This window comes from Sinorhizobium terangae, from assembly GCF_029714365.1.
Lineage (GTDB): Bacteria > Pseudomonadota > Alphaproteobacteria > Rhizobiales > Rhizobiaceae > Sinorhizobium > Sinorhizobium terangae.
The window spans coordinates 1,567,384-1,589,286 of the sequence record NZ_CP121659.1; the positions used below are offsets into that span (position 1 = coordinate 1,567,384).

Here is a 21,903-nt window from a genome sequence, read left to right on the forward strand (position 1 = left end):
GGATAAGCAAAGTGATCAAAGCACGTGTAACCGTGACGCTCAAGAACGGCGTTCTCGACCCTCAGGGCAAGGCAATCGAGGGTGCGCTCGGGGCGCTCGGGTTTGACGGCATTGGCCAGGTTCGTCAGGGCAAGGTCTTCGATCTGCAGATCGAAACGGCAGACAAGGCCAAGGCCGAATCCGATCTCAAGGCCATGTGCGAGAAGCTGCTGGCCAACACTGTCATCGAAAACTACACCATCTCCCTCGCCTGACGGCGGGGGAATGCTTTCCGCTGGTCATCCGTTGCTCGCCTGCCTAAATCAGCTTAGCGGCCCAGCCGATTGACTGACCAGCGCTACACTGCGCATTGAAACTGCCTCGAACTGCTCAGGCGCCGAGGCCAAGGCAAGGTATGAACGTCCCATGAAGTCTGCCGTCGTCCAACTCCCCGGTCTCAACCGCGATCGCGACATGATCGCGGCGCTCACCAAGATCTCCGGCCGCAAGCCTGTGACCGTTTGGCAGACCGAGACCGAAATTCCGGATGTCGACCTGATCGTCATACCGGGCGGCTTTTCCTATGGCGACTACCTGCGCTGCGGTGCGATCGCCGCGCGGATGCCGGTGATGCAGGCGATCAAGGCCAAGGCCGATCGGGGCGTCAAGGTTCTCGGCGTCTGCAACGGATTCCAGATCCTGCTTGAAGCAGGCCTCCTGCCCGGCGCCCTGATGCGCAATGCTTCGCTGAAGTTCGTCTGCCGCGAGGTGAAACTGGAAATCGTCAACGCCGACACGGATTTCACGCGCGCCTATTCGAAGGGTCAGATCATCCGGAGCCCCGTTGCCCACCATGATGGCAACTATTTCGCCGATGCGGAGACGCTGAAGGCGATCGAGGGCAGCGGTCGGGTCGTGTTCCGCTACGCCGAAGGCACCAACCCGAACGGTTCGATCAACGACATCGCCGGCGTCATGAATGCGAAAGGTAACGTGCTTGGGATGATGCCGCATCCGGAAAACCTGATTGAAGCGGCACATGGCGGTTCGGACGGACGCGGAATTTTTGCCTCCGCCCTCGACGTAATCGCTGCTTAACCATCGCGCTGATAGAAGACGGCCTCCCGCCACCCACCGACGATCGAGACCGCCGATGCCTTCATTCCCCTCCGCACGCCTCGCCGTGCTTGCCAGCGCCGTCGCGAGTTTCACGCTTGTCGCCGGTTGCCAGTCGAATCGTCCAGCCACGCCCGCGGCGAGTTCCGCCGCATTGCCGACGATGGAGCGTGTCGCGCTCGGCGCCAATGGCTGCTGGTTCAAGTCGGGCGACCCGGCCTTCAAGGCCTATCGTCTCGCGCCGGAACTCAACTCTTTTTCGGGCCGTCCGCGCATCCTGATCGTGCCACGCAAGTCACCCGAGGCACGTCCGCTTGCCGTCATCCAGGCCGAAGGGCACCCCGCCCGCCTGCAGGCCTTCGGTCCGCTGCTCAGCGAGCCGGTCGGCGCGCGCATGACGACGGATGTCCGTCGTTGGGCGGCCGGCGATAAGGGCTGTAGTTGATCTCGGGACCCGCCTCACGAAGCTGACGGCTGCGGGCTGTCGTAACCCTCGACGATTGCCAAATCCATCACCGACTTGCCCTCCCTGAGCGCCATGGCTTTCGCATATTCGGGCGATCGGTAGCACTCCAGCGCGGCGCTGTAGGTGGGGAATTCGATCACGACCACCCGTGAGCGTAACTTTCCCTCGGGCATCTCGCATGGACCGCCGCGAGTGAGAAAGCGTGCACCGTACTTTCGAAAAGCATTCGCATTCTCGGCGATGTAAGCCTTGTACCCCTCCGGATCGGTAACATCGACGGAGGCCACCCAGTATCCTTTTGCCATGGCTCTTCTCCCATTCCGCAGGTGGAACGATACCATCGTGGCGGCCTTACTGCATGTTGCCTTTGATCGGAGCCGATTGAAGGACAAAAACATGCAGCAATTCAAAATGGCACAGCGACCTTTGCGCGTCTGATAAGACGCGCGGCGCTGTAGCGACATATACCGGCCGGAGAGCGAGAACCGCGCATGGACACTCAAAGCCGCGAGCGCCAGAAAGGAACGGACGCTTCTCGCCGTGCCTCCTCCTCCGTCAGGCCAATATCGTCGAGCAGGTGCTTGTCCAATTCGTCAAGCGCCAGGCGACTGCGTCTCTTCGCGGCCAGTGCGCAATAGTGGTGCCAGAGCCGTGAGAATACATTGCGGACCGGGCCCTGTTCGCAGGCGAATTGCGCCTTGCAAGGCGCCCCCATCCGCAGAGATTGCGTTGCAACGATTGTATTCATTGTATCCATCGTTAATCGCCATTGTATCTATTTGACCCATTGACTCAGAGATAATTGACATGGCTGGCGATGCAATATAGACAATTGTCACTATGACAAGTTGGCTGCCCGATATTCAGCAGGGCCAAGGCCCCCTCTACGCGCGTATCGCCGATCAGATCGAGCAGGCGATTGGCAGCGGGACGTTGCCCGTGGGCACGAAGCTGCCACCGCAGCGCAATCTTGCCTTTGACATAGGCGTGACGATCGGGACGATCGGCCGGGCCTACAATATTGTCCGCGAACGAGGGCTCGTGAGCGGCGAGGTCGGCCGTGGCACCTATGTCCTCGATCACCCGGAGAGCCGCCCGCCCGAACAGGCCGATCCTTTGACGACCTCTTTGGCTGGAACGCGGCCAATCAACGCGCCGGCGGGCAAGTTGCGCTTCGACAGCACGGCGGCGCCCGACGTCGGCCAGGGTGACATTCTGGCCAAATTGTTGGGTGACATCAGTCGCGAACACCATGCGGATATTGCGAGCTATGCCCGCAATTTTCCGGATGACTGGTTCGAAGCGGGCTGCCAATGGCTCGCGCGCGGCAACTTTCGGCCGGCTCGCGAAACCATCGTGCCGACGCTTGGCGCCCATGCCGCTGTCATTGCCGTAATCTCCGCTGTCACCTCCCCCGGTGATCGGATCGCGTTCGAAACATTGACCTACTCGCAGGTCAGCCGCAGCGCAGGTCTGATCGGCCGCCGGACCGCATTGGTGGAAAGCGACGAATTCGGCTTCGTTCCGGACGATTTCGAACGCGTTTGCGCCCAGCAGCATCCGAAACTCGCTTTCCTCATGCCGAGCGCCCAGAACCCGACGGTCGCCGTCATGCCGCTGGACAGGCGCCGGGCCGTCGCCGAGATCGCGCGAAAATACGGCGTCTGGCTGGTCGAGGATGAAGTCTATGGTTCGATGACGGGCGATCTAGTGCCGTTGCTCACGGAGTTGGCGCCGGAACGGACCTTCCTTGTTGGCGGCCTGTCTAAATCCGTCGCCGCCGGCGTCCGCGGCGGCTGGGTCGCCTGCCCTCCGAATTTCAGCCAGCGGATCCGCATCGCGCACAAGATGGTGAGCGGCGGTCTTCCCTTCATTCTCGCCGAGCTTTGCGCGCGCTTGGTACTTTCAGGCGCCGCATCCGCCCTGCGCAACCGCGCCGTCGAGGAAATCACCGCCCGTGAAACGATGGCGCGCGAAATCTTTTCCGGGCTCGAGTTCAATTCCCACCCGAAGGTGCCCTTCCTCTGGCTGAAACTGCCGGATCCCTGGCTTTCGGGAACCTTCAAACAAGCGGCGCTGCAGGAAGGTGTGCTCGTCGACGACGAGGATGAATTCAAGGCGGGGCGCGCGGAGCGCGCCTTCCATCGCATCCGCATCGGCTTTTCTTCGCCGCCCGAGCGCTCCGACGTGCAAAGAGGGTTTCAAATCCTGCGCCGGCTGCTAGACAGCGGCCGCACCGGCTACGACAGCTTCGACTGAAATCATCTTTTGAGATGACTTTCGCGCAAGCCACGGCAATCTATTGCTGTGCTGCGTAACGTTGATTCGGTTGAAGGATTCTTGAATGACGCATCCACGCTCGTCCGCCGGTCAGGGCAAGTTATCCCATTTCGCTGTCGCCCTGCTCTTTACGACCGGACTGGCAGCCGGCGCATCCCAAGCGAAGGCGGCAGAAGGCATTTTCGATGAAATGCGCTTCGGCGCTACCACGTCGATCGGGGACGGAGACAATCACGAAAGCGGCGTCTTCCCCTCCTTCACGATCTTCTTCGATCCCCTCGGGGCCGACACCGCCACGGGTATTGCGGAAAAGATCCTGCGGCCGCGCATCCACGCCGGCGCGTCGATCGCCACGTCCTCCAGCGGCGTGAACGAGATTTATGGCGGCTTCAGCTGGGATGCCGAACTTACCGATCGGCTATTCCTCGAACTTGGCGCCGGTGCCACCGTTCACGACGGGGACCTGAACGATGACGGCACCAGCGGGCCGAAGCTTGGCTGCCGCCTGCTCTTTCGCGAATACGCGGCGGCCGGCTACCGCTTCGACGACCATTGGAATCTCTCGGCCACCGTCGAGCATGCCTCGAACGCCAATCTTTGCAACGGCCCCAATGACGGCCTGACGCGCGCCGGCTTGATGCTGGGCTACAAGTTTTGATGGCAGGAATCTCCCGTGTCCGCCTACAGCGCCGTACGCCTTTGCAGACGCCCAAAGGACGCTGTAGCACTTTGAATTGCTCCATGTTTTGTCCTTGAACCGGTTACGATTTAAGCAAACCTGCAGCAGGCATGCACGCTTCCGCGCCCTGTTGATCGTCCTTATTTTTCTGTCGCGCCGCGCCGCAGCATAGGCTAAAGAAGCCGCAAAGCGCCCCTGCAGCGCCGCGGTCTCAGTAGACGCGCAAAGTAGCTGTAGCACTTTAGAGTTTGTTGCGGTTCGCACGCGCCGTGTCCCTTTGAAAGGGTTGCGCGCCGCCCGAAGGATTGACGGTCGACGATGACGATTTCCAACACCCGCCCCATCACCACGGACCTTATCGCGTCGCACGGGCTCAAGCCCGATGAGTACGAGCGCATCCTGAGCCTGATCGGGCGCGAGCCGACATTTACCGAACTCGGTATTTTCTCGGCGATGTGGAATGAGCACTGCTCCTACAAATCCTCGAAGAAGTGGCTGCGGACACTGCCGACGAAGGGGCCGCGCGTCATTCAGGGGCCCGGCGAAAACGCCGGAGTTGTCGATATCGATGACGGCGACTGCGTCGTCTTCAAGATGGAGAGCCACAACCATCCGTCCTATATCGAACCCTACCAGGGGGCCGCGACCGGCGTCGGGGGTATCCTGCGCGACGTCTTCACCATGGGCGCGCGTCCGATCGCCGCGATGAACGCGCTGCGCTTCGGCTCGCCGGACCACCCCAAGACCCGCCACCTGGTGTCGGGCGTCGTGGCCGGTGTCGGCGGCTACGGCAACTCCTTCGGCGTTCCGACCGTGGGCGGCGAGGTTGAGTTCGACGCGCGTTACAATGGCAATATTCTTGTCAACGCATTCGCCGCCGGCCTCGCGAAGAGCGATGCGATCTTCTATTCCAAGGCGGAAGGTGTCGGGCTGCCGGTCGTCTATCTCGGTGCCAAGACGGGCCGCGACGGCGTCGGCGGTGCGACGATGGCTTCGGCCGAATTCGACGAGTCGATCGAGGAGAAGCGCCCGACCGTGCAGGTCGGCGATCCCTTCACCGAAAAATGCCTGCTCGAGGCCTGCCTTGAGCTGATGCAGACAGGCGCCGTGATCGCGATCCAGGACATGGGCGCGGCTGGCCTTACCTGTTCTGCGGTTGAGATGGGCGCCAAGGGCGATCTTGGTATCGAGCTCGATCTCGACAAGGTGCCTGTGCGCGAAGAGCGCATGACGGCCTACGAGATGATGCTTTCGGAGAGCCAGGAGCGCATGCTGATGGTGCTGCGCCCGGAAAAGGAAGAAGAAGCCAAGGCGATCTTCGTCAAATGGGGTCTCGATTTTGCGATTGTCGGCAAGACCACCGACGACCTGCGCTTCCGCATCCTGCACCAGGGTGAGGAAGTTGCAAACCTTCCCATCAAGGAGCTCGGCGACCAGGCGCCGGAATACGACCGCCCGTGGACGCCGGCAAAGACCCCCTCGCCGCTCGCCACCAATGACATCCCGCAGGCGGACGTTGCCGAAGCGCTCCTCAAGCTTGTCGGTTCCGCTAACAATTCGTCGCGCCGCTGGGTGTACGAGCAATATGACACGCTGATCCAGGGCAATTCGCTGCAGCTGCCGGGCGGCGACGCCGGGGTTGTCCGTGTCGAAGGTCATGAAACGAAGGCGCTGGCCTTCTCCTCCGATGTCACGCCGCGCTACGTCGAAGCGGATCCCTTCGAGGGCGGTAAGCAGGCGGTAGCCGAGTGCTGGCGCAATATTACGGCAACCGGCGCGCTGCCACTCGCCGCGACGGACAACCTGAATTTCGGCAATCCGGAGCGTCCGGAAATCATGAGCCAGTTCGTTCACGCGATCAAAGGCATCGGCGAAGCCTGCCGCGCCCTCGACTTCCCGATCGTTTCGGGCAACGTGTCGCTCTATAACGAGACCAACGGCCAGGCGATCCTACCGACCCCGACGATCGGCGGCGTCGGTCTCATCAAGGACTGGTCGAAGATGGCACGTATCGGCTTTGCCGCAGCGGGCGAGACAATCCTGCTTGCTGGCGCACCGGAAAGCTGGGGCAGCCATATCGCCCAGTCGGTCTACATGCGCGACATCCACGGCCGCACCGACGGTCCCGCACCGCATGTCGACCTCGCGCATGAGCGCAAGGTCGGCGATTTCGTTCGCGGCCTGATCGAAGCGGGCCTTGCGACGGCAGTGCATGATTGCTCATCCGGCGGCCTCGCCCTCGCAGTGGCGGAAATGGCGATGGCGTCCGCCATTGGGGCGACGATCGATGCTCAGGCAGGGCATGATCCCATCCCGGTTTTCTACGGCGAAGATCAGGGACGCTACGTCGTGACCATTGCTGCCGGCAATCTCGATGCGGTGCTGGAACAGGCGAAGGCCGCGGGCGTTTCCCTCCCGGTCATCGGCAAGACCGGCGGCGACGCCGTCAAGCTCGGTGATGCGCGAGCAGTTGCAATCAAGGACCTGCGCTCGGCACACGAATCCTGGTTCCCGGACTATATGGGCGGCGACCTCGCGCCGGACAATTAATCCATGTCGCGCAAAAGTGCGCAGCGGTTTTGCGACAACGGCATGCATGAAGACAATGATCTAAAGCCGAGACACCGAAAGCGGCCGATTCAGCATTTGCTTTCCGCACGTGAATCATGGTTCCCTGAAGCCATGAAAGGCGTCGGCGACACTGCCGGCGCAGAATAAAAGGGAGTTGGCGTATCATGCCCATGACACCAGGCGATATCGAAGACATGATCAAGGCCGGAATTCCCGGTGCAAAGGTCACGATCCGCGATTTGGCCGGTGACGGCGACCACTATGCCGCCGAAGTCGTGGCCGAGGCGTTTCGCGGCAAGACCCGCGTGCAACAGCACCAGATGGTCTACAACGCATTGAAGGGCAATATGGGTGGCGTGCTTCACGCACTCGCTCTCCAGACCAGTGCCCCGGAGTAAGCCGGAATGGCGGACCTGATCAAGGAGCTCGTCAGCGGTGTCGTTGACAGCGCGCTGAAGGAGATCCTGAAGAAGACCGGCGCGAGGCGTTCCGCGACGAAGCGGACGAAGCGCCGGACCAGGAAAGCCGGTTCGGGCGGCGGTCTGCTCGCGGAGATCATCGAAGCCGCGGTGCGCAAACCGGCGAAGAAACAGGTAAGCCGTCGCCGCACGGCGGCCGCGAGGAGCAAGCTGCGCCGCCGCTCCTCGTAACCAGTGGTATCAAAGCCACATTTTGAGGACCATCAATATTTGTTGCGATTGGGTGGTGAAAATCACGCGCACGCATGCTATCTAAGCCCCAATCGACATCCGGTCCTTGAAGCCGGCGCAGGAAGGAAGACAAAATGAGCGGAATTCACGATTTCATCGATAACGAAGTCAAGACGAACGACGTCGTTCTCTTCATGAAGGGCACGCCGCAGTTTCCGCAGTGTGGCTTCTCCGGCCAGGTTGTCCAGATCCTCGATTATATCGGCGTCGACTACAAGGGCATCAATGTGCTTGCCGATGCGGATCTTCGCCAGGGCATCAAAGACTATTCCAATTGGCCGACCATTCCGCAGCTTTACGTGAAGGGCGAATTTGTCGGCGGCTGTGACATCGTCCGCGAGATGTTCCAGGCCGGCGAATTGCAGTCGCATCTTCAGGGACAGGGTATTTCCGTGAAGGGTGCCGCCTGACCCGGAAGGCTCCTTTCCAATATCGGGAAAGGCGGGCGACCGCCTTTTTTGATTCTGAAGCTATATTTCGACTGTCTAATTTCTAATGTGCTTCTCGAGCGACTGGCAATTTCCGGTCGCGGGAGCCTTCTCGATAGCATGACAAAGCTGCCCGCGAGGGGCACCTTTCATTCAGGGCATAAAAAAGCGGCTACCGCTTCGCCCGGACCTCCGCTGGCTTCTCGTCCTGACGAGCGAGCGCGTCCTACCTCCACACCCGACGTGACGACCGGCATTCGCTGCTCGCCAGTTCGTTCGGAACCACCGACCGCATCGTTCGGGCCAGACGCGGCCTGCACCAGATGCGGAAATTCAACGCGTTGCAGCCCTCTCCCGCTCGGAGAGCAATTGTTTCAAGACCCGATTGCCATACCCCGGCCATCAGCAGGACAAATGACATGACGAGGCCCATTGATCAGACCGCCACCCTCTCGGGACTGACGAAGTTCCAGTTCATCACGCTGATGGCAATGCTGATGTCGATCAACGCGGTCTCGATCGACATCATGTTGCCGGGCCTGCAGGAGATTGGCGCGAGCCTCGGTGTTGCCGACGAAAACGACCGGCAGTTTGTCATTACCGCCTACCTCATAGGCATGGGCTTCGCGCAACTGTTCTTCGGCCCGCTTTCCGACCGCTTCGGGCGAAAGGGGCCGCTGTTGGGCGGGCTGGCCTTGTACGGCCTCTGCGCGCTTGCGATCGTGTTCGTACCGACCTTCGCGGCGCTCCTGTTCTTTCGGTTTGTGCAGGGTGTGGGTGCGGCCGCAACTCGCGTTATCACTGTTTCCGTCGTGCGTGACGTGTATGGCGGCCGCCAGATGGCGGAGATCATGTCGCTGGTCATGATGGTGTTCATGATCGTTCCGGTCGTTGCGCCGAGCATAGGCCAGTTGATCATGCTCTTTTCGGAATGGCACATGATCTTCGTCGTGATCGCCCTGTTTGCAGTGACCATCGCCGTGCCGGTAGCCCTTCGGCTTCAGGAGACGTTGGCACCGGCCAATCGGCGCGCCTTCACAGTTTCAGTGATACTGGACGGCTTCCGCATCGTGCTGACGAACCGCTTGGCGCTTTTTTACACGCTGGCGACATCCGCCCTCCTCGGCGGCCTGTTCGGCTTCGTAAATTCGGCCCAACAGGTCCTGGTGGGCATATACGGGCTCGGCGTCTGGTTCCCAGCGGTTTTCGCAGCCTTCGCCGGCATGATGGCGGTCGCGTCCTTTACCAATTCACGTCTCGTCCGGCGATTTGGCATGCGGGCGCTGTCGCACGCAGCTCTTCTCGGTTTCACTCTGGCAAGCTGCGTGTGGGTGTCGCTGTCGCTGATGGGGCCGCTGCCGTTGCCGCTCTTCATCATCCTGCACGCCGCGACGATGTTCCAGTTCGGTCTGATCGCGGCGAACTTCAACGCCATGGCGATGGAGCCTCTTGGCCACGTGGCCGGAACGGCATCCTCCGTGCTGGGCTTCACGCAGACGATCGGCGGCGGCGTCATCGGTGCCTTTATCGGCCAAGCCTTCGACGGCACGGTGACGCCCCTCGCCGCAGGATTTTTCATTGTCGCCATTTTCGCTGTCGCCTTCGTGCTGATCGCTGAGGGTGGTCGGCTTTTCAGACCGCACAACCCGACCGTTTAACCCCGACACGGCACGGAGGCGCGCACCGCTTCGTGCCGCTCCTCCTCCCAAAACTGCCTTTTTCGGATATTCGACAATGTCTTCCGTCTCAGAACGATCTTCCATTCCTCAACAAGCCGAACATGGCGACGGGGCTTCCGGCGCGGCACGCATCCGCATGGGCATCGCCGAGTTCATCGTGACAATCGCGCTCATGACCGCGAGCGTCGCGCTTGCCATCGACAGCATGCTGCCCGCGCTTCAGAGCATCGGTCAGTCGTTCGACGTCGCAAATGCGAACGACGCGCAGCTCGTCATCGGCATCTTCCTGCTCGGATTCGGCCTCTCGCAGATTTTCTTCGGCAGCCTTTCCGACGCCTTCGGCCGGCGTATCGTGCTGCTCGGCGGCCTCGCCTTCTTCACGCTAACCTCATTCACCGCCTCGCAGGCCACGAGCTTCGAAGCGCTGCTTGTGATGCGCTTCGTGCAGGGGATCGGTGCCGCTGCCATCCGCATCACGACCATGGCAATCGTGCGCGATTGTTTCGGCGGCCGCGAGATGGCCCGAGTCATGTCTTACGTGATGATCGTCTTCATGATCATTCCGATTGTCGCCCCTTCTCTCGGCCAGTTCGTGATTATCTCTGCAAGCTGGCACTGGATCTTCATCCTGATTGGCGGCATCGGTGCCGTCTTGTTCACCTGGGCGCTTACCCGGATGAAGGAGTCCCTCCCGTCGGAGGAGCGTCTGCCGCTTTCGGTCGGCGCCGTCCTCTCTGGATTCCGCACGGTACTGACGAACCGCATAACCTGCGGCTACATGATCGGGCTTACGCTCTTCTCCGCCGTAATCTGTGCTTACATCGTCAGCGTTCAGCAGGTCTTCGGAGAGGTCTACGGTCTTGGCGAGTGGCTGCCGATCGCCTTTGCAGGGACGGCGGGCGGCATTGCAGTCGCCAACTTCGCCAATGGCTTCTTTGTCCGCAGCTTCGGTATGCGCCGCATCTCACATGCGGCGATGATCCTCTTCACGTCGCTGGCGTCGATCGGTTTTGTGCTCTCGCTCGTTGGCACGCCAGCCTTCGTCATCAGCTACCTGCTTTTCTCGATACTGCTGATGTTCTTCGCCGTCATTGCCACGAACTTCACCGCCATCAGCCTTGAGCCAATGGGACACCTTGCGGGGACGGCAACCGCGATTACCGGTTTCGTATCGACGACGGGCGGGACACTGCTCGGCGCCGCCGTCGGCCAGCTCTTCAATGGCACTCTGCAGCCCCTGTTCGGTGGCTTCGCGCTGTTCGGGCTGCTCACCATTCTCGCCACGCTCTGGGCAGAGAACGGCAAGCTCTTCACGCATCCCGGCGACAAGGATATGGCACACGATCACGGCGGCCACATCTAGTGCGTGTCGGCGGCCGCGCACCGAGGGGCGCGGCCGGTTTGTACATTGCGACGCTCTCAGTTCACATCCAGTGGCGGCCCGGTGAACCGTAGATTGTGCCGGCCTGCGACCTCCACGATCACCGGCATATCGTCGGGAACGGAGAACTGGCCCGCCGCCATCTCCTCGAAGAACTCCTCGAAGCCGCCGGGCGTCAGGACCACGAGATGGCGGCAGGGCATATCCCCGACGACCTGGAAGGTGTGCTCCGATCCACGGGGGATAAACACCGTCTCTCCCGGTCCTCGTGTGAACAATTCGCCTTCCAGCCAGAATTTGCATCGGCCCGTGAGGATCACGAAGATCTCGTCTTCGGCCTCGTGGATGTGTCGCGGAGGTCCGCTTCCGATTGGAGAGAGGCTGTCGACGATCGACATTTTGCCGTCGGTCGCCTTGGTGGGCAGAATTGTTTTATATTTGACGCCATTCCAATCGAAGGCATCGGCGTAAAAGATCTCGTTGTGCATGCTTAGCTCCGTCAAAGCGTTCCGATTGACTTGAGCTTATGCGGTGGAGCACTATCGGTCCAACCGATTGTACAGATACAAACTATCGTGAAAATCAATTTCGCAACGTTCGAACTCAACCTGATGCGCGTTCTCGACGCCATTCTGCGCGAGGGTTCGACTGTCCAGGCGGGCAAGCGGCTGAACATGTCCCAATCGGCAGTGTCGGGTGCGCTGGCCAGGCTGCGGCACGCACTGAAAGACGAACTCTTCGTCCGCCATGGCAACCGCCTGGTTCCGACCGACTATGCAAGGTCCATCGAATTGCCGCTTAGGGAGGAACTGGACCGGCTTGCAGTCCTTTTTGCGCCACCGAGCACGTTCGATCCCACAACGGCGGAGGGGACCTTTCGGATCACGGCAAGCGATTTCTTCGCCGAGATGCTGATGCCGGCGCTCGCGGATCTGCTGCGTAAGCAGGCGCCCAATATCAGGGCTCAACTCGTCGATCTCGTTCCGAACAGCTATATCGACAGTCTCGAGAAGTATCATGCCGATTTGGCCTTGATCCCGAACCAGCCCTTTCCAGACTGGGCTAGCAGCCAGCCGCTCTTTTATTCGACCTTCGTCGTGATCACGCGAAGCAGCCATCCCCAACTGACAGCGGCGGGGTTAAGACCAGGCGAAATCGTTCCGATGGAGCTGTTCTGCGAGATTGGACACGTCCTTTTCTCGCCCGAAGGAAATTTCTCGGCCATGGGCGACGCCGCCCTGGCTAGGGTGGGCCGCCGCCGAAAGGTCATGATGACCTTGCCGGTGTTCTCGGGCGTTTGCCGCGCAGTGGCGGAAAGCGACTTGATCGCTTTGGTGCCGCGTCAGCTTGCCGAGCGGGTCGCTCCGCAGATCGGCCTGGAGATCTACCATCCGCCGATACCGATTGATCCACCCTTGATCATCGCAGTCTGGCACCGCCGTTCGACGTCCAGTCCGCTCCACAGATGGATGAGGGAGAGGATCGTCGGATTGATGCACCCCCTCAACGAAGGCGAGCGGACTGCCATCGCCTAAAGCGCGTCGCATTCAATCGGACTCATGCGGCGCGTTTTAGGTCCTTATTTTCATGCATGTCGTTGTCCCAAAATGGCTGCACACTTTTGGGCGACATGCATTAGATGTTTTGTCAGACGGTGAAAACCTCTCGGCGCAACGCGTCCCAGCTCTCCTTGTCGGTCGCCAGAAGCAGCCCTCCGTTGGTATGGGCGGGCAGATAGCGCGAGCCATCGAAGCGGGCCGCATAGGCGCCCGCCTCTTCGGCGATCAACGTGCCGGCGAGGTGATCCCACGGCATCAGCTTCTGGTACATGAGGAAGTGCAGATGGCCGCCGGCAAAAGCGCGGTATTCATGGGCGGCGCAACGGTAACTGGTGGCGATCCTGACCTTGGCCAAATTGCCCATGACGATCCGTCGGTCGTCTTCCTTGTAGAAGGCCGTCGAAGCACCGCCGACCATGGCCTCGAGCGGCACGCCCGCAGTCACCGCCAACTTCTCCTGCGATCCATCGGGTCGGCACAGCCAGGCGCCTGCCCCCTTCTCCGCAATGACCCAGTCGTTGCCGAGCGGATCGTAGATGATGCCGGCGACGGTCTCGCCCTTGGCGACCACGCTTGCCATCACGCCGAAGAGCGGCAGGCCGGCGGCGAAATTGAACGTTCCGTCGATTGGGTCGACGACGATCGCGAGATCGGCACCAGCCAGCTTGTCGAGGAGTGCCGGATCGGCGGCGACGGATTCCTCGCCGATGAAGACGGCGCCGGGCGCGATAGCGCCGATCCCGGCCTTGATCAACCTTTCCGCCGCTTCATCCCCCTCGGTGACGAGATCGATGGCTTCCGACTTCATGCGCACGTCGCCCGAGCCGAGATTGCGGAATCGCGGCAGGATTTCCTTGACCGCCGCCTCCTGCAAAAGGTTGGCAAGCGCGGCGATGTCGACGGATTGGCTCATTCTTTGGGCTCCGGGGAAAGGGATTGGAAATCGAAAAGCTTTGGATCGAGCAGGTGCGACGGGTTCACATGGCCAAGCGCGCGCAGCATCGTGTCCTTGCGACCGGGCATGCGCCGCTCGATGTCGGCAAGCATCGCCTTCATCGCATTGCGTTCGAGACCGTCCTGCGAACCGCAGAGATCGCAGGGGATGATCGGAAATTCCATCGCCGCGGCGAACTTCGCGAGGTCGTCTTCCGCCGCATAGGCGAGTGGTCGCAACACCATGAGATCGCCCTCGTCGTTGAGAAGTTTGGCCGGCATCGATGCGAGACGCCCGCCATGGAAGAGGTTCATGAAGAAGGTTTCGAGAATATCTTCGCGATGATGACCGAGGACCAAGGCATCACACCCCTCCTCCCGTGCGATGCGATAGAGATTGCCGCGCCTCAGCCGCGAACAGAGCGAGCAGTAGGTCGCGCCGGTCGGCACCTTTTCCTTTACGACAGAATAGGTGTCGCGGTACTCGATGCGGTGCTTGATGCCGATCGAAGTCAGATATTCCGGCAAAATGTGCTTCGGGAAGTTCGGCTGGCCCTGATCGAGGTTGCAGGCGATAAGTTCGACCGGCAGGAGCCCGCGCCATTGCAGGTCCATCAGCAGTGCGAGCAGGCTGTAGCTGTCCTTGCCGCCGGAAAGACCGACCAGCCAGCGCTTCGCGCCCTTCAGCATGCCAAAATCGTCGAGCGCCTGACGCGTCTGCCGCAGAAGTCGCTTGCGAAGCTTGTTGAAGGAAACGGACGACGGCATCCGGGCAAACAGCGGATGGGCGCCGGCGTCGAAGCCGGCGCCTTCCTCACCGACGATGCTGTTCATCCCATCGTGCTCTGACGATCGTGCGAGTTCCATGGCGACAGTCTCGGATTAGGCGGGGCAGCAACAGCTGCCCCAGGTGCATTAACCAGCACTTGCCCTTTCCGGCGCTGGAGATCAAGGGGAAACGGTCCGGAACGGCATTATCAAGGACCAAACACCGACCAGCCGGTGCGCGCGGCCAGCATTTCGAGCGCCAATGAACCGAGCAGCGAATTGCCGTTCTCGTTGAGGCCCGGTGACCAGACGGCGACGGAAGCCTTGCCCGGCGCGACCGCCATAATGCCGCCGCCGACGCCGCTCTTGCCCGGCAGACCGACGCGATAGGCGAAATCGCCGGAGCCGTCGTAGTGTCCGCAGGTCAGCATCAGGGCGTTGATGCGGCGCGCACGTTGACGCGAGACGACCGAATGCCCCGTCAGGGGATTGGCCCCGCCGGCCGCCAGGAACAGGCCGGCCTTGGCGAGCTGGACGCAGGTCATAGCCAGGGCGCAATGATGGAAATAGACGCCGAGCACGTGTTCGGCCGGATGATCGAGCCGGCCATAGGACCGCATGAAATTGGCAAGGGCGACATTGCGGAAACCGGTAGCCGTCTCCGAGCGCGCCACTTCGTGGTCAATCACGATCGTGTCGTCGTCTGCAAGATAGCGGACGAACTGCACGATTTCACCGATTAGCTCCTTCGGCGTGTGGCCTGCGAGGATGAGGTCGCTGATGGTGATCGCGCCGGCATTGATGAAGGGATTGCGCGGCTTGCCGCCTTCGTGCTCGAGCTGGACGATCGAATTGAAGGCTGAGCCGGACGGCTCGCGCCCGACCCGGTGCCAAATATTTTCGCCGTGCTTGCCGAGCGCCAGCGTCAGCGTGAACACCTTGGAAATGCTCTGGATCGAAAACGGCACTTCGGCGTCGCCGACCCGGTAGATCTGGCCGCCCGTCGTGACGATTGCCATGCCGAAACGGCGAGAGTCGACGCGCGCGAGCTGCGGGATGTAGTCGGCGACCTTGCCCTCGCCGAGCCGCGGCGTCAGCTCGCGGTAAATGTCATCGATGATCGCCTGCAGATCTTGCGGCGCGTTTTGCTCCGGCATGCGGCATTCCTCGACACGGATTGATCGATACATCGTACAAAAAAACCGCCCGTCTCCGGGCGGTTTTTCCAAAGCTCACAAGGCCAAAGCCTCGGATTAACGCGAATAGAATTCGACGACCAGGTGCGGTTCCATGACGACCGGGTACGGAACGTCGGAGAGAACCGGGACGCGGACGTAGGTTGCGACCATCTTGTTGTGGTCGGCTTCGATGTAGTCCGGAACGTCACGTTCAGCGAGCTGTACGGATTCGAGAACCGAAACGAGCTGCTTGGACTTTTCCTTGACTTCGATGACGTCACCCGGCTTGCAACGGTAGGAACCGATGTTGACGCGGACGCCGTTGACCTTGACGTGGCCATGGTTGACGAACTGGCGTGCAGCGAAGACGGTCGGAACGAACTTTGCGCGGTAGACGATCGCGTCGAGGCGCGACTCGAGCAGACCGATCAGGTTTTCCGGGGTGTCACCCTTGCGGCGCGAAGCTTCGGCGAAGATCGCACGGAACTGCTTTTCACGGATGTCGCCGTAGTAGCCCTTCAGCTTCTGCTTGGCGCGCAGCTGCACGCCGAAGTCGGAAAGCTTGGACTTGCGGCGCTGGCCGTGCTGGCCCGGGCCGTATTCACGACGGTTCACCGGGGACTTCGGACGGCCCCAGATGTTTTCGCCCATGCGGCGGTCAATTTTGTACTTGGACGATTCGCGCTTGCTCATCGCATTTCCTTTCAATCGGTTACACCGGCTTGTTGCCAAGCCGGATCAAGGAAACACGCCCTCCTCTGAACCCATTTTGGGAGTTCTGACAGGCCTCTCACGATCACGCGGACGCAAGAAACCACGGGACATGTTAATGAAACACCGGGCATCGCTGCCCGGCGTTGGGCGGGTCTTTACGCACCGATCGCTGATTTGTCAACGGAATGTGACAGAAACATAGCGATTTTCGCCAGATAGCCGTCACTCGGCGGCCGCCCGTTCCCCGTTGCCGATATCCGGGCCGCTTGCATCCCCCGGCGCGGTTTCGTTGCCGAGGTCGGGGAAAGCCACGATACGCTTGCCGGAGAAATCCGCGTGCACCACGATCAGCCCATGCTCTTCGAAATAGCCGAGCAGCCGCCGCGCGCGCCGGGCGGAATGGGTTCCATAGGCGCGCGCGATCATCGCGTCCGAAGGACACGGCAGGCCACGCACGGCTGCCTGCGCCATCATCAGGAACACTGCTTGCAAGTCCTCGCTCACGCGATCGGCAAGCCGGAGCGCCGATGCCCATGTGTCGGTCTGAGCCGTGTCGGCATCGACCCCAGACCGGGCAACCGCCATCTTGCGGCGGAACGCGCTCAAGGTGAGTGCCGGCCCGGGCACGCGGCGGATGCGGCAACGAACGAGAAAATCCTGAAAGAGTTCGGCGTCCGGCCGGAACGCCGCGTCCGGATTAGCCAAAATCTCCGCGAACAGGCTGTCGAGCAGCGCGTCGCGTTCCTCTGCCGACATTTCCGGAGGGGCGGGCTTGGCCTCCACCGGCGCCATAGGCTCTGGGCGCGGCCGCGACAGTTCGGCGAGAATGTCTGTCGCCGGGCGCGGCTGCGGGGTGGGTCGGCGCATGTTGGGCCGTGACAACTCTTCCGGATCCGGCGTGAAAATCAGGTCCTCGACATCCTGCGGCGCTTCCGGCAGCGGCATCAGCTTCGGGCTGGTGGAGCGAGCGGAGGTCTCGACCGATCCGATCGTAACCTTCAGCGGCCTACGCGACAGCGCGGGCCCGAGCGCGACGAATGAGCCGCGTTTCAGATCGCGGAACATCTCGGCGGTGCGGCGGTCCATGCCGAGCAGATCGGCGGCGCGCAGCATATCGATATCGAGAAAGGTGCGCCCCATGAGGAAATTCGACGCTTCTGCCGCGACGTTCTTTGCGAGCTTCGCCAGTCGTTGCGTGGCGATGACGCCGGCGAGCCCCCTCTTGCGGCCGCGGCACATGAGGTTCGTCATCGCGCCGAGCGATACTTTGCGGACCTCTTCCGCGACATCGCCACCGACCGATGGCGCGAACATCTGCGCCTCGTCGACGACAACCAGGACGGGGTACCAGTACTCGCGGTCCGCGTCGAACATGGCATTCAGGAAGACGCCGGCGCTGCGCATCTGCTGCTCGATGTCGAGACCCTCCAGCGAAAGCACACAGGAGACGCGGTGCTGGCGGATGCGCGTCGCAATGCCGATCAGTTCCGCATCCGTGCGCTCGCCTTCGATGACCACATGGCCGAACTTGTCGGCGAGCGTGACGAAATCGCCTTCGGGATCGATGATGCACTGCTGCACCCAAGGCGCGGACTGTTCGAGCAGTCGGCGCAAGAGGTGCGACTTTCCCGAGCCTGAATTACCCTGCACCAGCAGGCGCGTCGCCAGAAGCTCCTCGATATCGAGCGAGGCCGAAGTCCCTTCGGACGTCGTTCCCATGTCGATGCCGACTTTCATCCATACCTCGTTCATCACAGATTGATTCGCGATCCGTCGGGATCGTCAAACGAGCGACACGTAGCACGGTTTATCCCACGACTATCCCGCAGATTCCGACAACCCACAGGGAATACTTCGTTCCGCGCCGGCCTGAGGGGAAACTCACCGCCTCCCCTTCAATGCAAGGGAAAGTTGAATATTAGGGTCGCAGCATCTTTCTTAGGTTCCCGACCGTCTCCATATGAGTTTTGTCGTCACAGCCTGCTAGGGACAGCGATGCACCAGAACGAAACCAAACAACAATTCGAGATGTACGAGCTCGATGAACGCATGCGCGAAGCGCACAAAGATGCCCAGCGGGTCATATCCAGGAAGGAAGCGGCGCAAATGAAGGTTGCCAACGCGATTGTCGCTGGCGCCTTGGTTGTCCTTGTTGGCGGACTTTTGTTCTTGCTGGACGTTTTCTAAACGATAGCTTGGCTGGGTTTCGCCCGCTTATCGGGCACGGTGTTTGCAATCACGGTTAACCCAAAGCCTTGCATCAGCCGTCGTGTGGCGAAGTCCGGCTTTCCCGAGGTAAAGACCGCCGGATCGAAGCCGTTCAACGGCTCGAAACCGTTCGGAAGCGGCACGAGCGAGCGGGCACGCCGCGCAATCGCCTCGGCTGGATCGAGCCAGTCCACCGGCCAAGGCGCCAGCCGCCGGAAGACGTTCGCCATGAAGGGGTAATGCGTGCAGGCGAGCACCACGATATCGGTCTTTTCCCCATCCCTCTCGACGAAACATGGGGCGATCTCGCCCAGAACTGCTTCGTCATCGAGCTTCTCGCCGCGGATATAAGCTTCCGCCATGCGTGCCAGATTTTCCGAGCCGACAAGCCGCACATGGCATTGCGAAGCGAAGGACTGGATGAGATCGCGTGTATAGGCGCGTTTTACCGTGCCGGGTGTTGCAAGAACCGAAACCAGCCCGGAGCGGGTCCGCTCCGCCGCCGGCTTGATCGCCGGCACCGTGCCGACGAAGGTCATCTGCGGATAGGCGGCGCGAAGATCGGCGCCGACGAGCGTGAAGGCGGTGTTGCAGGCGATGATGCAGATTTCCGGGTCGTGCGCGGCGAGCAATTCGCCGAAGAGCGCTATCACGCGCTCCTTCAAGGCCCCCTCCTCCCAGCCGCCGTAAGGAAAACCGGCGTCGTCTGCAACATAGATGAAATGCCGCTCTGGCATTAGCACGCGCGCCTCGCGCAGCACCGTCAGCCCACCGATTCCGCTGTCGAAGACGAGTATGGGTTTCAGTTCACTCGTTGTCACCGCCGCCTTGCACTTTCCTGTTGCGCCCTGCCGGTGCACCGGAGCCGCGCGGATTTTCGCGCGTGAACCGGTCGAGCGAAGAGATGACGCCGCGCAGCACCTGGATTTCAGATTCGGTAAAGGATGGTCTCGTTAGAACAGCGCGGAGATTTTCGACCAATTTCGGCTTTTTGTCGGCGGAGCGGAAGTAATTGCGCGCTTCCAGGGCGTCTTCCAGATGCTCGAACAGACCCTGCAGATGTTCCTTGGTCGCCGGGCGCTGTGGGATCGCCTGGAACGACGTTTCTTCTTCCGATTCCATGCCGGTCTTCATCCACTCGTAGGACATGAGCAGCACGGCCTGTGCGAGGTTCAGCGAAGCGAAGGCCGGATTGACCGGGAAGGTCACGATCTCGTCGGCCAGCGCCACTTCCTCGTTGGTGAGGCCCGTGCGTTCGCGGCCGAAGATGATGCCGACCGCTTCCCCGCTTTTGAATCGCTGGCGCAGCGTGCGTGCGGCGATGATCGGCGAGCGCACGGGCTTGTAGCCGTCGCGGTCGCGGGCCGTGGTGGCGTAGACGAAGTTCAAGTCCGCGATCGCCTGCTCGAGCGAGCCATAGAGTTTGGCGCCATCGATGACGTGGTCGGCGCGGCTTGCAGCGGAGCGCGCCTTCTCGCTCGGCCAGCCATCCCGCGGATTGACGAGGCGCAGTTCCGACAGCCCGAAATTGGCCATGGCGCGCGCCACCATGCCGATATTTTCGCCGAGTTGCGGATAAGCGAGAATGATCGCCGGACCTTCCGTCAGTAGTTCGCGCTCGCTGTTGGTACCTGCCATTTCTCAAGCCTTCGCCTTCTGTTCGGCGCTTCCCTCGCACAATTGTTCACGAAATTAAAGTCCGGCGTCCATCAGCCTTGAAGACGACTACCCTCAGCAACGTGAAGTCGCTCCAGCGATATGGAGATCATCTCCTGCCCGAGTTGAGCGTCGTCCTTGGAGATCGGCAAGTGGCGTTCGACAGGTGCAGCCACCTGGCGGGTTTCATAGAAATAGGCTGCGCCAGTCTCGCGGACCTTGCCGGCGGTCTCCAGGTTCTTTTCGATCTCGGCGACGAATTGGGCCGTGTCGCCATCGGCCGCGTTCGGCATTCGCCGGGCGAAGATGCGGGCCCAATAGGTGCAGCCCATGAAGACCGCCAGCGTCTGGCGCACATGGCCTGGGCGCGTAACGAGCTGCCAAGAGGCGCCGAGCGGTTTGGCAGCCGCCGCCAGATCCCTGTATGCGCGATCGAGCGCCTGCGATTGGACAATCAATGACAAACCCGATGTACCTTTCTTTGCATCTTCAAGCAGCGCCATCAAAGCGTTGCACCAGGCCTTAATCGCCGCATCAAGCGTGGTGCGCGTCCGCGTCGGAAAGACGAGAAAGGCAACCGCCGCGCCGGCGACGGAGCCGATGAGCGTTTCCTCGAGACGCAGTTGCAGAAGGTGTGGTGTCAAAACGCCCATCAGGCTGTAGACCAGCGAGAGGACGATTGAGATGAAGAAGGTCATCGCCGCGTAGGACACAGCCAGGAAATAGAACGCGAGGAAGATGCAGGCGGCGCTGAGCGGCAGGATGACATAGAAATTGCCCGCGACCGCTGTACCAAGCGCGATGCCGACGACAATGCCGAACAGCGTTCCCGCCGAGCGCTGCAGCGCCTTGATTGCCGTATCGCCGCGCGAGCGCGTGTTGGTGAAAACGAGGAACGCCGCCAGCACCGCCCAGAACCAGCGGTCCCGCGAAAGCATCAGCCCGAAGACCATCGCAATGCCCGTGGCGAGCGTGATCTGGATCGCCGTCCGCAGCGCGGGATCGGATAAGGAAAGTTGTAAGCGACCCGTCGAAGGCACACTGCTTGGAGTGGTTGCCGGATCCTGCAGGTCGCTTTCGGAGAGCGCTGCGAGGCTCCAGCCGCCGGCGGACGTCGCGAAGCCACAGCAAGGCCTTGGCCGTCTCGATCTGCTTCAAGTTCGAAGCGTCAAGCCGCTTCATTTCGTCTTCGATCTTCTCGGCGTCGCGCGCCAGCATCGCTTCGACGAGGGGTGCTGGCGGCATCGCCTGAAAACTGAGGACAATGGCGCTCTCGGCGGCGAGATGAATGTCGAAGAGGTCGATGACCAGGTCCGAGGATGCAAGGCCAGGTTCCGGCTCCGGCCGCCGGTTCTCCGTCGGGATGAGGCTCTCGGCCATCAGCACCGCTTCCTTCAGCCGCTCTTCCTGAGCCAGCAAGCGGCGACGGTCTATTTCCGTGAAAACAGGCCTGCGGGCGGTTTCGGCCAGTTCGAAGAGGATCTGATCCACGCGCCGTTGAACGCTCGCGGCGGCGCGCGAGAGATCAATGTAGCGATTGTCGGGAAGAAGACGAGTGCGCACGAGGTGCGCGACGGTTGCGGAGATTGCCGCGCCCA

The 21,903-nt window shown here is 61.3% G+C and carries 24 protein-coding genes; 13 read left to right on the forward strand and 11 right to left on the reverse strand.

What is annotated here, in order from left to right; genetic code table 11:
• The first annotated feature begins 11 nt into the window (after positions 1–11).
• The 3 genes from purS to QA637_RS07445 all read left to right on the forward strand — a co-directional run bounded on the left by purS (position 12) and on the right by QA637_RS07445 (position 1,540).
• Positions 12–254, forward strand: a complete 243-nt coding sequence (purS, locus tag QA637_RS07435) for a phosphoribosylformylglycinamidine synthase subunit PurS (protein ID WP_173513265.1) — start codon at positions 12–14, stop codon at positions 252–254.
• A gap of 151 nt (positions 255–405) precedes the next feature.
• The gene (purQ, locus tag QA637_RS07440) at positions 406–1,077 is read left to right on the forward strand and encodes a phosphoribosylformylglycinamidine synthase subunit PurQ (protein WP_153440934.1); all 672 of its coding nucleotides are present in this window, start codon (positions 406–408) and stop codon (positions 1,075–1,077) included.
• 55 nt (positions 1,078–1,132) lie between these two features.
• Entirely contained in the window at positions 1,133–1,540 is a 408-nt protein-coding gene (locus QA637_RS07445; RefSeq protein ID WP_153440933.1) for a hypothetical protein, read from the forward strand.
• A gap of 14 nt (positions 1,541–1,554) precedes the next feature.
• Here QA637_RS07445 and QA637_RS07450 read toward each other — a convergent pair whose 3' ends face one another.
• Positions 1,555–1,866, reverse strand: coding sequence for a DUF1330 domain-containing protein (locus QA637_RS07450; protein ID WP_283064550.1), 312 nt, complete (start codon positions 1,864–1,866; stop codon positions 1,555–1,557).
• 194 nt (positions 1,867–2,060) lie between these two features.
• A complete protein-coding gene (locus QA637_RS07455) occupies positions 2,061–2,309 on the reverse strand; it encodes a DUF1127 domain-containing protein (RefSeq protein ID WP_283064551.1) in 249 nt (82 codons plus the stop codon).
• A 92-nt stretch (positions 2,310–2,401) separates the two neighbouring features.
• Here QA637_RS07455 and QA637_RS07460 point away from each other — a divergent pair, with 92 nt between their 5' ends.
• The 8 genes from QA637_RS07460 (at position 2,402) to QA637_RS07495 (ending at position 11,271) form a co-directional block, all read left to right on the forward strand.
• Entirely contained in the window at positions 2,402–3,820 is a 1,419-nt protein-coding gene (locus QA637_RS07460) for an aminotransferase-like domain-containing protein (protein ID WP_283064554.1), read from the forward strand.
• A gap of 85 nt (positions 3,821–3,905) precedes the next feature.
• Positions 3,906–4,499, forward strand: coding sequence for an acyloxyacyl hydrolase (locus QA637_RS07465; RefSeq protein ID WP_283064556.1), 594 nt, complete (start codon positions 3,906–3,908; stop codon positions 4,497–4,499).
• A gap of 339 nt (positions 4,500–4,838) precedes the next feature.
• Entirely contained in the window at positions 4,839–7,070 is a 2,232-nt protein-coding gene (gene purL / locus QA637_RS07470; RefSeq protein ID WP_283064557.1) for a phosphoribosylformylglycinamidine synthase subunit PurL, read from the forward strand.
• Between the two features lie 185 nt (positions 7,071–7,255).
• On the forward strand, positions 7,256–7,489 hold the full coding sequence (locus tag QA637_RS07475; RefSeq protein ID WP_057248940.1) for a BolA family protein: 234 nt from the start codon (positions 7,256–7,258) through the stop codon (positions 7,487–7,489).
• Positions 7,490–7,495: 6 nt separating this feature from the next.
• Positions 7,496–7,741 carry a hypothetical protein gene (locus tag QA637_RS07480; protein ID WP_153440928.1) on the forward strand — a complete coding sequence of 82 codons (246 nt, stop codon included), beginning with the start codon at positions 7,496–7,498 and terminating at the stop codon, positions 7,739–7,741.
• Positions 7,742–7,875: 134 nt separating this feature from the next.
• Complete coding sequence (grxD, locus tag QA637_RS07485) at positions 7,876–8,211, forward strand: Grx4 family monothiol glutaredoxin (protein ID WP_153440927.1); 336 nt, start codon at positions 7,876–7,878, stop codon at positions 8,209–8,211.
• Between the two features lie 437 nt (positions 8,212–8,648).
• Positions 8,649–9,887 (forward strand): multidrug effflux MFS transporter, encoded by a 1,239-nt coding sequence (locus tag QA637_RS07490; protein WP_283064568.1) that lies wholly within the window; start codon positions 8,649–8,651, stop codon positions 9,885–9,887.
• Positions 9,888–9,963: 76 nt separating this feature from the next.
• The gene (locus QA637_RS07495; protein ID WP_283064570.1) at positions 9,964–11,271 is read left to right on the forward strand and encodes a multidrug effflux MFS transporter; all 1,308 of its coding nucleotides are present in this window, start codon (positions 9,964–9,966) and stop codon (positions 11,269–11,271) included.
• A gap of 56 nt (positions 11,272–11,327) precedes the next feature.
• On the opposite strand, the gene QA637_RS07500 is transcribed toward QA637_RS07495, so the two are convergent.
• Positions 11,328–11,777, reverse strand: coding sequence for a cupin domain-containing protein (locus QA637_RS07500; RefSeq protein ID WP_283064572.1), 450 nt, complete (start codon positions 11,775–11,777; stop codon positions 11,328–11,330).
• Positions 11,778–11,864: 87 nt separating this feature from the next.
• On the opposite strand from QA637_RS07500, the gene QA637_RS07505 reads away from it, so the two are divergent.
• The gene (locus tag QA637_RS07505; protein ID WP_283064574.1) at positions 11,865–12,824 is read left to right on the forward strand and encodes a LysR family transcriptional regulator; all 960 of its coding nucleotides are present in this window, start codon (positions 11,865–11,867) and stop codon (positions 12,822–12,824) included.
• A gap of 112 nt (positions 12,825–12,936) precedes the next feature.
• Here the strand turns inward: QA637_RS07505 and QA637_RS07510 are convergent, their stop codons facing one another.
• From QA637_RS07510 to QA637_RS07530, 5 genes are all read right to left on the reverse strand, one after another.
• Positions 12,937–13,761 (reverse strand): inositol monophosphatase family protein, encoded by an 825-nt coding sequence (locus tag QA637_RS07510; protein WP_283064576.1) that lies wholly within the window; start codon positions 13,759–13,761, stop codon positions 12,937–12,939.
• A complete protein-coding gene (gene ttcA, locus QA637_RS07515) occupies positions 13,758–14,648 on the reverse strand; it encodes a tRNA 2-thiocytidine(32) synthetase TtcA (protein WP_283064578.1) in 891 nt (296 codons plus the stop codon). Before ttcA ends, QA637_RS07510 begins: the two co-directional genes overlap by 4 nt.
• Positions 14,649–14,758: 110 nt before the next feature.
• On the reverse strand, positions 14,759–15,706 hold the full coding sequence (locus tag QA637_RS07520) for a glutaminase (protein ID WP_283064580.1): 948 nt from the start codon (positions 15,704–15,706) through the stop codon (positions 14,759–14,761).
• Between the two features lie 96 nt (positions 15,707–15,802).
• On the reverse strand, positions 15,803–16,420 hold the full coding sequence (gene rpsD, locus QA637_RS07525; RefSeq protein ID WP_153440920.1) for a 30S ribosomal protein S4: 618 nt from the start codon (positions 16,418–16,420) through the stop codon (positions 15,803–15,805).
• A gap of 243 nt (positions 16,421–16,663) precedes the next feature.
• On the reverse strand, positions 16,664–18,178 hold the full coding sequence (locus tag QA637_RS07530) for a helicase HerA domain-containing protein (RefSeq protein WP_283064581.1): 1,515 nt from the start codon (positions 18,176–18,178) through the stop codon (positions 16,664–16,666).
• Between the two features lie 258 nt (positions 18,179–18,436).
• On the opposite strand from QA637_RS07530, the gene QA637_RS07535 reads away from it, so the two are divergent.
• Complete coding sequence (locus QA637_RS07535) at positions 18,437–18,628, forward strand: hypothetical protein (RefSeq protein ID WP_283064583.1); 192 nt, start codon at positions 18,437–18,439, stop codon at positions 18,626–18,628.
• Here the strand turns inward: QA637_RS07535 and murI are convergent.
• The 3 genes from murI to QA637_RS07550 form a co-directional block, all read right to left on the reverse strand.
• Positions 18,625–19,470: a glutamate racemase gene (murI, locus tag QA637_RS07540; protein WP_283064585.1), complete on the reverse strand. Its 846-nt coding sequence runs from the start codon at positions 19,468–19,470 to the stop codon at positions 18,625–18,627. The two genes, QA637_RS07535 and murI, sit on opposite strands and share 4 nt — an antisense overlap.
• Positions 19,457–20,287 carry an RNA methyltransferase gene (locus tag QA637_RS07545; protein ID WP_283064587.1) on the reverse strand — a complete coding sequence of 277 codons (831 nt, stop codon included), beginning with the start codon at positions 20,285–20,287 and terminating at the stop codon, positions 19,457–19,459. The genes murI and QA637_RS07545 overlap by 14 nt, the downstream gene beginning before the upstream one ends.
• A gap of 71 nt (positions 20,288–20,358) precedes the next feature.
• Complete coding sequence (locus QA637_RS07550; protein WP_283064588.1) at positions 20,359–21,258, reverse strand: FUSC family protein; 900 nt, start codon at positions 21,256–21,258, stop codon at positions 20,359–20,361.
• Positions 21,259–21,903 lie beyond the last annotated feature (645 nt).